This window comes from Kitasatospora sp. NBC_01250 (assembly GCF_036226465.1).
Classification (GTDB): domain Bacteria; phylum Actinomycetota; class Actinomycetes; order Streptomycetales; family Streptomycetaceae; genus Kitasatospora.
Map to the genome: position 1 here is coordinate 793,232 of NZ_CP108476.1, position 14,332 is coordinate 807,563.

Below are 14,332 nucleotides of genomic sequence, written 5' to 3' on the forward strand. Positions count from 1 at the left end.
CCGGCCCGCGGCCGGTCCGCTCTCCGCTACCCGCTGCGGGGCATCTCATGCCTGCCCGTTCAGGCCGCCTCGCGCAGCGGCGCCGCCTCGCGCACCGTCACCCCCACCAGGCAGGTGTCGTCGTCGGTGTCCGAGCCGCTGTAGCGCAGCAGGTGGTCCAGGTGCGCCTCGAGATCCCCGGGCCCGTCGCCGCCGGGGGCGCCGGCCTTCTCGGTCACGGCGAGCAGGCTGGTCAGCGAGGCCTGGACGGACTCGTCGCGGCGTTCGATCAGGCCGTCGGTGAACATCACCAGGGTGTCGCCCACCTGCAGGCGCAGCTCGTTCTCCGCGTAGTCCGCGTGGTCGAGGGCCCCGAGCAGGATCCCGCCCGGCTGGGGCAGCGTCCGAGCGTGCCCGTCGCGCAGCAGCACCGGGGGCAGGTGGCCCGCCCGCGCCCAGCGCAGCCGGCGGGTGAGCGGGTCGTAGAGGCCGCAGACCGCGGTCGCGGTGACGTTGTCGGTCAGGTGGTGGGTGACGCTGTTGAGCCAGGTGAGCAGCTGGGCGGGACCGGCGCCGGTGGCGGCCAGCCCGCGCAGGGCATTGCGCAGCGCGACCATGCCGGTGGCGGCCTCGATGCCGTGGCCGGCCACGTCGCCCACGCAGAGCAGGATCTCGCCGGTCGGCAGCGCCAGGGCGTCGTACCAGTCGCCGCCGACCAGGTGGCCCTTCTCCGCGGGGCGGTAGCGCACGGCCACCAGCAGGTCGTGCAGGGTCAACGGGCCGCGGGCCGGCGGCATGATGGCGTGCTGGAGCTGGAGGGCGAGCCGGCTGCGTTCGGCGGACTGCTGCTCGCTCTGGGCGAGTTGGTCGCGGGTGGCGGCCAGGGCGACCTCGGTCCAGTGCTGGGCGGAGATGTCCTGGTAGGCGCCGCGCACGGTGGTCAGGCCGGTTCCGGGGGCGTGCACGGGCTCGGCGACCACCCGGATGTGCCGGGCGACCCCGTCGGGGCGGTGCAGCCGGAAGGCGGTGGAGGCGGGCCGCCGGTGGTGCAGCAAGGTGCGCAGGAAGCGGTCGATGGCGGGCCGGTCGTCGGGGTGCGCGTGGTCGGCGAGCTGCTCCACGGCGATCGGCGCGGCGCTCGGGGGCAGGCCGTGCAGGTCGAAGACGGCCTCGTTCCAGACGATCTGACGGGTGCGCAGGTTCTCCTCGAAGCCGCCGATCCGGCCGAGCCGCTGGGCGTGCTGGAGCAGCCGGGCCACCCGCGGCGTGCCCTCGTCCAGCCGCCAGACGACCAGCACCTGGCTGCCGTGGCGCCCGATGCTGACCTGGGCCTGGGCGTGCAGCGCGACGCCGTCGACGGTGGCGGCCAGCCGCATGCTCCTGGTGCGGAACGGCTCGCCGGTGGCGAAGACGTGCTCGATCTTCTCGGCCAGTCCGCCGGGTTCGGCCGCGAGCGGGTAGGCCTCCAGCAGGCGCGCGCCGGCGACCGCGCCGGCGGGCCGCCCGGCGAAGTCGACGAAGGCCGGATTGACGTGCCGGATGAGGAATTCGAGGCCCTCCCCGCCGCCCGGCGCCAGTTGGAGGATCAGGCAGGGGTCGAGGACGCCGTCGGTCAGCCGTCGCAGGTCCGCCAGGTGCGGGTCCGGCTCGTCGGCCGATGCCTCGTCGGCGGGCCAGGTCTCCAAGGTGGCGGCGCAGAGCCCCGCGAGCGCCTCGAACTGGCGCTGCAGCGACTGGGAGCGCGCCGGCAGCGGGCCCGACCAGCAGATCTCCAGCACGCCGATCAGGCGCCCGCCGATCCCCGCGGGCACCGCCAGGCGCCCGCCGGTCAGCTCGTGCTGCCCGATCGAGGGCGGCACCGCCTCGGCGGGCGTGGCGTACTGGACCGCGGCCCGCTCGTCGAGCGCGCGCCGGGCCAGGGTGGCGACGCCCGGCGGCACGTGCCGCCAGCGGTGCGCCTCCGCCTCGCCGAAGCCCGCGCTGCCCGCCAGGGTGAGCGACTGGTCCGGGTTGGCGGCCCACACGGCGACGGCCACCGCCCCGAGCGGGCGCAGCGCGTGCTCCAGCATCGAACGGGCCGCGGCCTCGGTGTCCGCCCCGGCCAGGGTGCGGGCCTCGGCGCTGCGCAGCCGCAGTGCCGCCGGATCGGCCCGCTCCGCGGTGGTGGTGACGAAGTCGCGGGCGATCGCCGAGATCCGGTCCGCGGAAGCCTGGTTGACCAGGTCGGCCGCGAACTCCAGCAGCGGGACGCCCGCCTGGGCGGCCAGCGAGGTCAGCTGCGCCACCGCCTCGGTGGGCCCGCAGCGCAGCCGCTCGATCAGCACGCCGGCCGCGACCTCGACGAGCGAGCGGCCGGCGGCACCGGCGTGGGCCCGGTCCAGTTCCCGGCGCAGGTGCTCCACCGTGACGGCCAGTCGGCTCACCGCGCCGGCGTCCGGCCCGTGGTCGGGGCCGGAGCCGGCGACCCGCGCCTGGCAGGCGGCGCCGTGCCGCTGCATCCCGACCCTCGGGATGCCGGAGACGCCGGACACGCGGGCCGCGCCGCTGTCCGCGGCCGGGTCGGGGGGCTGGTGCACGGCGTTCTCCCTTGAAGGGTCCACGGTCGGCTGGTCCAGGAGCGGGGCCTAGGACGCGAGCTGGTCCTTGATCCGGGCGATCAGCTCGGCGGCGTCGACCGGCTTGGTGATGTAGTCGCTGGCGCCGGAGGCCAGGCTCTTCTCCCGGTCGCCGAGCATGGCCTTGGCGGTGACCGCGATGATCGGCAGGTGCGCGTGGTCGGGCATGGCCCGGATCGCGGCGGTCGCGGTGTAGCCGTCCATCTCGGGCATCATCACGTCCATCAGGATCACGTCGATCTCGCGGTGGGCGGCCAGCGCCTCCAGCGCGGCGCGGCCGTTCTCGGCCTGCAGGACCCGCATCCCGCACAGCTCCAGGATCCCGGTGATCGCGTAGAGGTTGCGCTCGTCGTCGTCCACCACGAGGGCGGTGCGGTCGGCCAGGCCCGGCTCGGTGTCCGCCTGCCAGGCCGGCCCGGAACGGCGCACCAGCGGCAGGAGGTCGCCGGGGCGATCGGCGCTCATGTGCAGCGCGACGCGTTCGCGCAGCTCGTCGAGGCTGGCGAGGACCTCCAGCGGGCGGGGGCCGCCGGGGCCGCCGGCGAGCAGCTCGTCGTCCGCGGCGATCCCGCGGCTGCGGTGCGCGAGGACCGGCACCGCGTGCAGGGCCGGGTCGCGGTCCATCTCTCCGAGCAGCGTGAGGGCGGCGCCGTCGGGCAGGTCGAGGTCCAGGACCACGCAGTGGCACGGGTTGGTGGCCAGGGTCGCGGCTGCTTCCTGGGCACCGACGGTGGTGATGATCTCCACGCCCGGCTCCGCGGAGCGCGACAGGTCCGCGAGGGCGTTCTCGGCCACCAGGGTCAGCAGGCCGTTGGCCCGGGCCTCGACGACCAGCAGGCGGCGCGGCTGCGCGGGCGCGGCGAGGGCGGTGGCCTGCGCCGGCCGGCCTGCCCGGTCGGGCGCGTCGCCGGCGGCGGCCGGGAGCGGTGCGGGTGCGCCCGCGCCGCTCTCGTCGGGCGCGGGCACAACCGCCGGGCGGACGGTGGGCAGGAAGAGCGTGAAGGTGCTGCCCTTGCCCAGGGTGCTCTCCGCCACGATCGCGCCGCCGAGCAGGTAGGCGATCTCCCGGCTGATCGACAGGCCGAGGCCGGTGCCGCCGTACTTGCGGCTGGTGGTGCCGTCCGCCTGCTGGAAGGCGCCGAACACCGTCTCCAGGTGCTGCGGCGCGATGCCGATGCCGGTGTCCACCACCCGGAAGGCCAGCACCTGGCCGCCGCGCCGCACGCTCTCGGGCACCCGCGCCCCGTCGGCGAGCTCGATGTGCAGCTCGACCCGGCCCTTCTCGGTGAACTTGACCGCGTTGGAGAGCAGGTTGCGCAGCACCTGGCGCAGCCGGTACTCGTCGGTCAGCAGCTCGGTGGGCACGCCCTGGGCGGTGTGCACCTCGAAGGCCAGGCTCTTCTGACCGGTCATCGGGCGGAAGGTGGCCTCGGCGTAGTCGAGCAGCTGGCGCAGCGAGACGGCCTCCAGGTTGAGGTCCATCTTGCCCGCCTCGACCTTGGACAGGTCGAGGATGTCGTTGATCAGCTGGAGCAGGTCGGAGCCGGCGGAGTGGATGATGCCGGCGTACTCCACCTGCTTGGCCGTCAGGTTCCGGGTGGGGTTCTGCGCGAGCAACTGGGCCAGGATGAGCAGGCTGTTGAGCGGGGTGCGCAGCTCGTGGCTCATGTTGGCCAGGAACTCCGACTTGTAGGTGGAGGCGACCGACAGCTGGTGGGCGCGGTCCTCCAGCTCCTGGCGGGCCTGCTCGATCTCCAGGTTCTTGGTCTCGATGTCCCGGTTCTGCGCCGCCAGCAGCTCCGCCTTGTCCTCCAACTCGGCGTTGGAGGCCTGCAACTCCTCCTGGCGGGCCTGCAACTCCTGCGAGCGGGCCTGGAGTTCGGCGGTCAGTCGCTGGGACTCGCCGAGCAGCTCGTCGGTGCGGGCGTTGGCGATGATCGTGTTGACGTTCACCCCGATCGTCTCCATGAGCTGGTCGAGGAAGTCCCGATGCACGGGAGTGAAGGGCCGCACCGAGGCCAGCTCGATGACGCCCAGCACCTGGTCCTCGGCCATGATCGGCAGCACGACCAGCGACAGTGCCTCGGTGCGGCCGAGGCCGGAGGAGGCGGCGAGGTAGCCGGGCGGCAGGGTGTCCACGGCGATGGTCCGCCGGCTGCGGGCGGCCTGCCCGACGAAGGACTCGCCGAAGCGGAAGCTGCTCGGCCGCGATCCGTCGGGGTAGGCGTAGGAGCCGACGAGCTGCAGGACGGCTCCTGCGCCGCTCTCCCCCGCGAGGTAGAAGGCGCCGCACTGGGCGGCGACCAGCGGGGTCAGCTCGTCCATCACCGCCTCGGCGACGGCCGCGAGGTCCCGGCGGCCCTGCATCAGCGCCGAGAGCCGGGCCAGGTTGGTCTTCAGCCAGTCCTGGTCCTCGTTGGCGCGGGTGGTCTCGCGCAGCGACTCCACCATGAAGTTGATGTTGTCCTTGAGGTCGGCGACCTCGCCGGAGGCGTCCACGGTGATCGAGCGGGTCAGGTCCCCGGCCGCCACCGCGCTGGTCACCTCGGCGATCGCGCGCACCTGCCGGGTGAGGTTGCCGGCCAGCTCGTTGACGTTCTCGGTCAGCCGCTTCCAGGTGCCGGAGACGCCCTCGACCTCGGCCTGACCGCCCAGGCGGCCCTCGCTGCCGACCTCGCGGGCCACCCGGGTGACCTCGGCGGCGAACGAACTGAGCTGGTCCACCATGGTGTTGATGGTGGTCTTCAGCTCCAGGATCTCGCCGCGCGCATCCACGTCGATCTTGCGGGTCAGGTCGCCGCGGGCCACCGAGGTGGTGACCTGGGCGATGTTGCGCACCTGGCTGGTCAGGTTGTGCGCCATGAAGTTGACGTTGTCGGTGAGGTCCTTCCAGGTCCCAGCGACGTTGGGCACCCGGGCCTGGCCGCCCAGGATGCCCTCGGTGCCCACCTCGCGGGCCACCCTCGTCACCTCGTCCGCGAACGCCGACAGGGTGTCCACCATGGTGTTGATCACCCCGGCCAGCGCGGCGACTTCACCCTTGGCCTCCACGGTGATCTTCTGGGAGAGGTCGCCGCGGGCCACGGCGGTGGCCACCTGGGCGATGGACCGCACCTGGCCGGTGAGGTTGGAGGCCATCACGTTGACGTTGTCGGTCAGGTCCTTCCACGTGCCGGAGACCCCGCGGACGGTGGCCTGGCCGCCCAGGTTCCCGGCGGTGCCGACCTCGCGGGCCACCCTCGTCACCTCGTCGGCGAAGGCGGAGAGTTGGTCGACCATCGTGTTGATGGTCTCCTTCAGCTCCAGGATCTCGCCGCGCGCGTCCACCCGGATCTTCTGCGTCAGGTCGCCCTGGGCCACCGCGGTGGTGACCTCGGCGATCGAACGGACCTGCGCGGTCAGGTTGTCCGCCATGACGTTGACCGACTCGGTCAGGTCGCGCCAGGTCCCCGAGACGTCGCGGACGTCGGCCTGGCCGCCCAGGCGCCCCTCGGTGCCCACCTCGCGGGCCACCCTCGTCACCTCGCCGGCGAACGAACTGAGCTGGTCCACCATGGTGTTGATGGTGTCCTTGAGCTCCAGGATCTCGCCGCGGGCCGCGACCGTGATCTTCTGCGACAGGTCGCCCTCGGCCACCGCGGTCGCCACCTGGGCGATCGCCCGCACCTGGCTGGTCAGGTTGCCCGCCATGAAGTTCACCGAGTCGGTGAGGTCGCGCCAGGTGCCCGAGACGCCCTTGACGTCCGCCTGCCCGCCGAGGATGCCCTCGGTGCCCACTTCGCGGGCCATCCGGGTCACCTCGCCGGCGAACGAACTGAGCTGGTCCACCATCGTGTTGACGGTGTTCTTCAGCTCCAGGATCTCGCCGCGGGCATCGACGGTGATCTTCTGCGACAGGTCGCCCTTGGCGACCGCGGTGGCCACCTGGGCGATGTCGCGCACCTGGGTGGTGAGGTTGCCGGCCATCGCGTTGACCGAGTCGGTGAGGTCCTCCCACGTCCCCGAGACGCCGGGCACCCGGGCCTGGCCGCCCAGGCGCCCCTCGGTGCCGACTTCGCGCGCCACCCGGGTCACCTCGGAGGTGAACACCGAGAGTTGGTCGACCATCCCGTTGAAGACGCCGGCGATCTCGCCGAGCAGCCCGTCCGCGCCCGCGGGCAGCCTGGTGCCGAAGTCGCCGTCCCGGACCGCGGTCAACCCCGCGAGCAGCAGCCGCAGTTCCGCCTCGCCGATGTTGCCCGCCGCCGGTTGGGCGCCGTCCTCACGTGGACCAGTGGACGGGGTTGGGCCGGCCATCGAACATCGCCTCCAGAGACCGCGAACGTACCGCCAGGGAGGCTATCGCAGTCCTTGCCCGAAGCGGGCGCCGATGGGCCCGAGCCGGGACCAGTGCTGGGCGGGCCGGGAGGCCCTGGGCAGCAGCGGCACGCGCAGCAGCCTGCTCGGTCCTACTCGGTCCGCAGCGCGGTGGCGGTCCGGGACCGTGCCGCCCAGCCGGCCGGCAGCAGTGCCCCGAGCAGGGCGATCACGACCCCGGCGGCCAGCAGCGGAAGGAGCAGCCCGGCGGTGTAGACGTGGGTCACGCTCGGTGGCAGGTGCCGGCCGATCGCGTTCCCCATCGGGGTCAGTGTCGCCTTCTCCACCGCGACCCCGAGCGGGACCCCGATGAGTCCGGCGATCAGGCCGGCGAGTGTCACCGAGGTCAGGACCATCGCGATGGTCTGCTTGGGTGTCATCCCGAGGGCCTTGAAGATCCCCAGATCGTGGACCCGCTCGCGGGTGTCCTGCACCACCGTGCTCAGCACCCCGAGCGCGGCGACCGCGGTCAGCAGCAGCGTGAGTGTCGCCACCAGGGCGCCCATGGTGATCACTACGAGGTTCACGCTGGACGAGTTCGGCTGGACCGAGGCGTTCAGCGGGGTCAGCGCGGCGGCGGCCGAGGCGGACCAGTCCGTTCCGTTGACGTCCGGGGCCAGCTCGACGTTGAACTGGTCGATGTGCGGGGTCAGTCCTGCGGCGGTGAAGGTGGCCGCATCCGTCATGGCCGTGTAGTCGCCCGCGTTGGTGTCGAAGTTGATGCCGACGACCTTCAGTGACAGTTGCTTGTTCTGCTGCACCACGGTGAGGTTGTCACCGACGTGGATCCCCACCGCCGCGGCCAGCTTGTCGCCGACCACGGCCTCGCCGGGCGCCGAGTACCAGCGGCCGGACAGCAGCTCCATGTTCGTCCAGGAGAAGTCGCCGCTGACCGAGTACACGACCGGCGGTTCGCCGCCGATCGGCGCGCCGACCATGGTCGCGCCGCTTTCGCCCCAGCCGAACGCGGCCTTCGTGCCCGGGACCTTGGCGAGCGCGGCGGCCACCCTGGCGGCATCCAGGTAGGGGTGGCGCGGGTCGTCGGGGCCGTAGAGATCCCAGGGCGCGCCCACGTCGGCTGTCGGGATCACGAGCTTCGACGCGACGTTGAAGCCCGAACTCATGCTCGTGGCCTGGTACTTGCTGAACGCGGTCCCCAACCCCACCGCGAAGGTGACGCTGACCGTGCCGAGCAGCACCGCCGCGCCGACCAGTACGGCCCGGGCCGGCCGGGCGAAGGGCTGGGCCAGCCCCAGCGACATGGCCCGGGGCAGCGGCAGCCGCGAGGCCAGACGCTGCGCAGTCCGACCGCGCTCGGCCTTCGGGGCGCGGCCGACCACCAGAGCCTGCACCGCCGGCATCCGGCCGGCCCGCAACGCCGGGATCGAAGCCGTGACGCCGACGACGAGCAAGGTGCCCAGCGACACCACGGCGCTGACCCACAACGGAATCGCGGCGCTGGCCGCGCCGAGCTGCTTGCCGGCCTGGCCCAGGACCGGCACGGCCAGGAGATTGCCGAAGATCGTGCCGAGGACCACCCCGAGTGTCGCCGGGATCATGGCCTGCGCGGTGTAGGCGCGGGCCACCTGCGAAGGGGTGAAGCCCAACGACTTCAGAATCCCGATGCGCCGGATTCCCGAGGCCACCGCGCCGCTGACCACGATCGCGATGATCAGGACTGACAGGACCAGGCCGAGGATCCCGAAGGCGATCAGGAACGGCACGAAGGCCTTGGCGTTGCCGGTCGCCTGCTGTTCCGCGGTCAGGTACGACTGTCCGTCCTCGACCGCGCCGGCCGGCACGGCGGCGGCCACCGCCTGCTTGTCGGTGGCGATGTCGGCATCGGTCCCGGCCTTGGCGAACCAGTAGAGCATCTGCTCGTCGGTTTTGGCCCCGGCAGCGGCCAGCCGCGCGAAACCGTCGGCGGTGGCGAAGCCGGTCGCGCTGTTGGTCACCGAGTCGGCGAAGCCGACAACCTTGAACGACGGCTTGCCCGCTAGGGAGGAGAACACCACCGAAGAGCCGAAGCAGGCGTCGGCATAGTTGTTCGCCGGGAGGGCGATCTCGCCCGGGCCGGTCGGCCAGCGCCCCTGGGTCAGCACCAGTTGGTCCATCCCGGAGGTGCTACCGAGGTCGGGCCGGGTGGTGACGGTGATCGGATGGTTGTCGTGACCGGCCCAATCGGTCCTGGGGCAGTCGGTGCCGACGGTCGTGTCCAACGCGGCGGCGATCGGGTACGGCCCGGCCGCCTCGGTGACACCGGCGGCGTGCGCGGTGGCGGTGGTCTGCGCGGCCGTGACCTTCGAGCTGTCGAACTGGACCGCCAGGTGCGCTCCGTTCCGGGTGGTGAACGCGTGCTCGAACGGGGCCTGAACGGCGGTCAGCAGGCCGAGGGAGAGTACTGATGACATCACCGCGGTGAACGTCGTCAGAGCCATGACGAGGGACTGGACCCGACGCCGGCCCACGCCGGAGCGTACGACCTTGCCAAGGGCGCTCACCGGCTCACCGCCGGCAGCATGCGGGCCATGGCGTGGAATCCGGCCTCGAGGAGGCGCCGGGGCATCGGCGGCCTGCGCAGCGTCATCCGACCGCTCCCGCCGGACGGGTCAGCCGCGCGTGGGCGGCCGGGCCGGCACCGCTGCCGCTGCCGCTGTTGACGACGTCCCGCGCGACCGCACCGTCCACCAACTCGATGGTGCGGTGCGCGGTGGTGGCGGCCAGCTGCACGTCGTGGGTCACCAGCACGATGGTCTGGCCCTCGGCGTTCAGGTCCAGCAGCAGCCGGCGCACGTCCTCGGCCGAGCTCGAGTCCAGCGCGCCGGTGGGCTCGTCGGCCAGCAACAACGGCGGCTTGTTCATCAGAGCCCTGGCCACCGCCACCCGCTGCCGCTGACCACCGGACAGCCGCTGCGGACAAGCCTTGACATGCCGCTCGATACCCAGCGAGCCGAGCAGCTCGACGGCCCGGCGCTTCGCCTCACCCCTGCCCATCCCGGCCAGCTGCGCCGGAACCATGACGTTGTCCAACACGGTCAGATCGTCGAGCAGATGGAAGAACTGGAAGATCATGCCGATCGAGGCCCGGCGGTACTTCGCCGATCCGGCCTCACCGAGCTGGTCGACGCGCGTGCCGTCGACGGTGACACTGCCGCTGGAGGGCTTGTCCAAACCGGCGATCAGGTTCAGCAGCGTGGACTTCCCACTGCCGGAATGGCCGAGGATCGCCACACAATCACCGGACGCCACGGACAAGGTCACACCGGCCAGCGCGGGCGGGCCGTCATCGTATTTCTTCGTCGCCTCGCGGACGTCGATCATCGGCGCATTCGTCATGGCCACGAACCTACGAACAGAGCGTGATCCGTCGCGTCGGCCGGCGGGTGTCACCGTTCCCCAGGCCGTCGGCCCGGGGGTGTACCCCGCGTACATCCCCGGGGCGACGCACGGAGCCGACGCCGCTGAATACGATCTCCGTATGGAAGAGCTTCTCCAGCGCCTCTCGACATCGGAGCGCATGACCTGGCTGACGGACCAGGCCGTGGTGCTGGCCACCGCCTGCTTCTACGCGCTGATGCTCTGCTTGTCGATCGCTCATCCGGACCACGACGGCCTGTTCCGGTTTTTCGGCCCCGGGCCCTTCCAGCTGATCGGTCTGTGCGTCGTGCTCGCCCTTCCGGTTCTGCTGATGCGCCGTCTGCCGGCGACTGTCTTCGCGGCGATCCTGGGCGAATCGATCCTCGGCGACCTCTTCGGCGTGCGGCCCTGGATCGTGTTCGTCCTGCTCCCGGTCCTGGGTGGGCACCTCGCCGTCCGGCGGCCGAAGGCTGCCGCCGTCGGCTCCGTCGCGGCCGTCGCGGCCGCGTTCGTCGAGAACATCCACGTCTACCCCGGGGAGACCCTCGGCGACGCGGCCCAGTGGGCCGGGCAGTTCGCGTTCCTGTTCGCGGTCGCGTGGGTCTTCGGAGGGGTGTATCGCAAACGCCGTGAATACCTCGGAGCCTTGCACGAGCAGACCGCGGCCCGTGCCGTCATGGCCGAACGGCTGCGGATCGCCCGCGAACTGCACGACAGCGTCGCGCACAGCATCGGGATCATCACGGTGCTGTCGGGAGCGGCGGCGCGGGTCGTGGACACCAAGCCCGAGCAGACGCGGCAGGCGCTGACCGGCATCGAGACCACCAGCCGCCAGACGCTGCTCGAGCTGCAGCGCATGCTCGGGGCGCTGCGCCGCGCCGAGCCCGACGACGCCATGCCGGGGGCCGCTCCGCTGGCGCCGGCCGGCAGCCTGGCCGATATCCCGCGGCTCGCCGAAAGCACGGCCGACGCCGGGGTGCGGGTCCACGTGGCCTGGCGGGGCGAGCGGCGTCCGCTGCCGCCGGAGATCGAGCTGTCGGCGTTCCGGATCGTCCAGGAGTCGGTGACGAACGTGGTGCGGCACTCCGGGGCGCGCACGTGCCGGGTCGCGGTCGGATACGAGCCGACAGGAGTGACGATCGAGGTGGTGGACGACGGGGACGACGGTCCCGGCGGGCCCGGCCGTCCCAGGCCCTCGGCGGCGGCCGGCGGGAGCGGCTTCGGCCTGCTCGGCATGCGCGAGCGGGTGTCGCTGCTGTCCGGCCAGTTCAGCGCGGGCCGGCGTCCGGAGGGCGGATTCCAGGTGACGGCGAGGCTCCCGGCATGAGCGTGCGGGTACTGCTGGTCGACGACCAGCCGCTGATGCTGGTCGGGCTCGGGATCCTGATCGGCAGCACCACCGACCTGGAGGTGGTCGGCGAGGCCGGCGACGGCCGCGAGGCGGTGCGCCTGGTCCATGAGCTGCGGCCGGACGTCGTGGTGATGGACATCCGGATGCCGGACATGGACGGGATCGAGGCGACCCGGCAGGCGACCGCCGAGCCGGACCCGCCCAAGGTGCTGGTGCTGACGACCTTCGACGACGACGAGTACGTCTACGGCGCTCTGCGCGCCGGCGCCAGCGGATTCCTGCTCAAGAGCATGGCCCTGGACGCGATCCTGGACGCGATCCGCGTGGTGGCGGCCGGCGACGCGTTGATCGCACCGAGCGTGACCCGACGGCTGATCGCGGACTTCGCCGGAACGTCCGGCCCCGCGGCCCCCGCACCGGACACCGAGCCCGCCGCGGACTCATGTCTCATCGCCGGGATCACCGACCGGGAGCGCGAAGTGCTGGCACTGGTCGGACAGGGACTGTCGAACGGTGAGATAGCCGAGCGGTTGGTGATCAGCGCGGCGACGGCGAAGACGCATGTCGCGCGGCTGTTCGCCAAGCTCGAGGCCCGGGACCGCGTCCACCTGGCGATCATCGCCTTCGAGAACGGACTCACGCCGGGCAGGCGGTAGGGCAGGGTGAGAAGAACGATCGCCGACCACGCGGAGCACAGCGGCAGCTCGGTGGGGGTGGCACGAGCGAACGAACGCTGTTCTACAGTCACGAAGATCATTCGACAGGGGAACGGCGATCGCGCCGATGCGAGCGGGATTCGTCGGCACGGAACAGGGTTCGTTCGAGGCGATATGCTCGGCGCATGGTATCGACTCCCCAGCAGCGCCGCGCGGCGCGGCACCACCAGCCCGTCCCCGAGGCGAAGGCGCCGGCGCGGGGACGGCGCACGACGCCGATCACGGTGGACGCCGTCGTCGGGGCCGCGCTCGACATCGTGGCGCGGGAGGGCTACGAGGCCCTGACCATGCGGCGGGTGGCCACCGCCCTGGAGACCGGGCCGGCCTCGCTGTACGCGCACGTGGTCAACAAGGAGGACCTGGACGAGCTGCTCATCGGCCGCCTGTGCGCCGAGATCGTCCTGCCCGAGCCGGACCCCGCCGCCTGGCGGGAGCAGATCACCGGCGTGTGCACCCAGATCCGCGACCAGTACCTGCGCTACCCCGGCATCTCCCGCGCCGCGCTCGCCGCCGTCCCCACCAACCAGGACACGCTGCGGCTGGCCGAGGGCATGCTCGCCATCCTGCTCGCGGGCGGCATCGCGCCGCAGACCGCCGCCTGGGGCATCGATTCCCTGACGCTCTACATCAACGCCTACACGCTGGAGATCTCGCTGCTCAGCCGCTCCGGCAGCGCGTGGGCCGACAGCCGGGCCGACCTGCTCGACCGGTTCGCCGACCTGCCCGACAGCTTCCCGCAGACCAAGCGCTACGCCGCCGAACTCACCTCGGGGGCCGGCCACGAACGCTTCGACTTCACCATCGGGCTGATGCTCGACGGCCTGGCGCGCGGCTGACCTCTGCTTCTCCGGCCGGGAGGCTGAGCCCTTCTCCGGCCGAGGCGGTCTACCGGCGGAACCAGCTGCGGACCCGTTGCTCCGGGTGCCGTTCCTCCTGTTCGGCGATGGCCGCCAGGACGGCGCGGTCGGCGCCGGTCAGCGGCGGCGGGTAGAGGCTGCGCGGCCACAGGCGCCGGGCCAGCACCACGTTCAGCTCGGCGGCGTACATGGTGATCCAGGCTCCCAGGTAGAGCCAGGCGAGCAGGCCGAGCACCGTCCCGAACAGGCCGTACACCGCGGTCGTGTGCCGCAGTTGGTGGGCCACCAGCAGACCGCCGCTCAGCTGGAGCGCGGTCCACAGCGGCCCGGCGGCCAGCGCCCCCGGGAGCAGCGAGCGCCGCGGGATCTCCCGCGGGGTCAGGATCCGGAAGCAGCCCAGGTAGAGGCCGATGTTCAGGGCGACCGACGCCAGCACGCCCAGCACCCGGCCGGCCCAGCCGCCGGTCACCTCGCCCAGCACCGCCGCGGCGCCGGTGCTGAGCAGCAGTCCGACCGCCAGCACGACGAACAGCAGCACCCCGCGGCCCAGCCGGGGCAGGAAGCCCGGGCGCCGCACCCCTGGCACCGCCCACACCTGCGCCATCGCGAACTGGAGCACCTGCGCGACACCGAGCGCGCCGTACGACAGCCCGAGCAGGCCGATCGCCAGGCCGAGCCCGCTGCCGCTCAGCGAGTGGATGTTCTGGTGCAGTTGGGTGCCGATGATCGGGAAATCGCCCAGCGCGGAGTTCAGGACCGCCCGCTGCGCCCCGGGATTGTCGTGCAGCGCATAGCCCAGGCCGGTGGTGAAGAGCAGCAGCAGCGGGAAGACGGCGGTGAACGCGTAGTAGGCGATCAGCGCGCTGAGCAGGCCGCCGCGGTCGTCACCGAACTTGCGGACCAGCGCCACGGCGAACGCGCTCGCCCGGTGCCGCCGTTGCAGGCGGTCGACCCGGTGCAGGACTCGTGCCACAGCGTTCATCGTCGCCCACCCGGATGCCTGATGCGCATGGCGAACGGTTACCCGCTGTCCGGCGCTTCATCCCGCCCGGCGCGACACCGGCGCGTGAACGCCCCGGGCGCCGAGCGGCCGGCCGGGAT

General features: G+C 72.5%; 8 protein-coding genes. 3 read left to right on the forward strand and 5 right to left on the reverse strand.

All coding sequences use genetic code 11. The features are described from left to right. Nucleotides 1-59: 59 nt before the first annotated feature. The 4 genes from OG500_RS03790 to OG500_RS03805 form a co-directional block, all read right to left on the reverse strand. Nucleotides 60-2,477, reverse strand: coding sequence for a SpoIIE family protein phosphatase (locus OG500_RS03790; RefSeq protein WP_329587394.1), 2,418 nt, complete (start codon nucleotides 2,475-2,477; stop codon nucleotides 60-62). Nucleotides 2,478-2,603: 126 nt separating this feature from the next. Next, nucleotides 2,604-6,890, reverse strand: a complete 4,287-nt coding sequence (locus OG500_RS03795) for a hybrid sensor histidine kinase/response regulator (RefSeq protein ID WP_327064925.1) — start codon at nucleotides 6,888-6,890, stop codon at nucleotides 2,604-2,606. A 152-nt stretch (nucleotides 6,891-7,042) separates the two neighbouring features. Beyond that, on the reverse strand, nucleotides 7,043-9,388 hold the full coding sequence (locus OG500_RS03800) for an ABC transporter permease (protein ID WP_329576521.1): 2,346 nt from the start codon (nucleotides 9,386-9,388) through the stop codon (nucleotides 7,043-7,045). Nucleotides 9,389-9,533: 145 nt separating this feature from the next. After that, the gene (locus OG500_RS03805) at nucleotides 9,534-10,286 is read right to left on the reverse strand and encodes an ABC transporter ATP-binding protein (protein ID WP_329587397.1); all 753 of its coding nucleotides are present in this window, start codon (nucleotides 10,284-10,286) and stop codon (nucleotides 9,534-9,536) included. 181 nt (nucleotides 10,287-10,467) lie between these two features. Here OG500_RS03805 and OG500_RS03810 point away from each other — a divergent pair, with 181 nt between their 5' ends. From OG500_RS03810 to OG500_RS03820, 3 genes are all read left to right on the forward strand, one after another. After that, a complete protein-coding gene (locus OG500_RS03810) occupies nucleotides 10,468-11,634 on the forward strand; it encodes a sensor histidine kinase (protein WP_329587399.1) in 1,167 nt (388 codons plus the stop codon). After that, the gene (locus OG500_RS03815) at nucleotides 11,631-12,314 is read left to right on the forward strand and encodes a response regulator transcription factor (RefSeq protein WP_329576524.1); all 684 of its coding nucleotides are present in this window, start codon (nucleotides 11,631-11,633) and stop codon (nucleotides 12,312-12,314) included. The genes OG500_RS03810 and OG500_RS03815 overlap by 4 nt, the downstream gene beginning before the upstream one ends. 185 nt (nucleotides 12,315-12,499) lie before the next feature. After that, nucleotides 12,500-13,210: a TetR/AcrR family transcriptional regulator gene (locus OG500_RS03820; protein ID WP_327064929.1), complete on the forward strand. Its 711-nt coding sequence runs from the start codon at nucleotides 12,500-12,502 to the stop codon at nucleotides 13,208-13,210. Between the two features lie 49 nt (nucleotides 13,211-13,259). Here the strand turns inward: OG500_RS03820 and OG500_RS03825 are convergent, their stop codons facing one another. Beyond that, a complete protein-coding gene (locus OG500_RS03825) occupies nucleotides 13,260-14,204 on the reverse strand; it encodes a YihY/virulence factor BrkB family protein (protein ID WP_327064930.1) in 945 nt (314 codons plus the stop codon). Nucleotides 14,205-14,332: the final 128 nt, after the last annotated feature.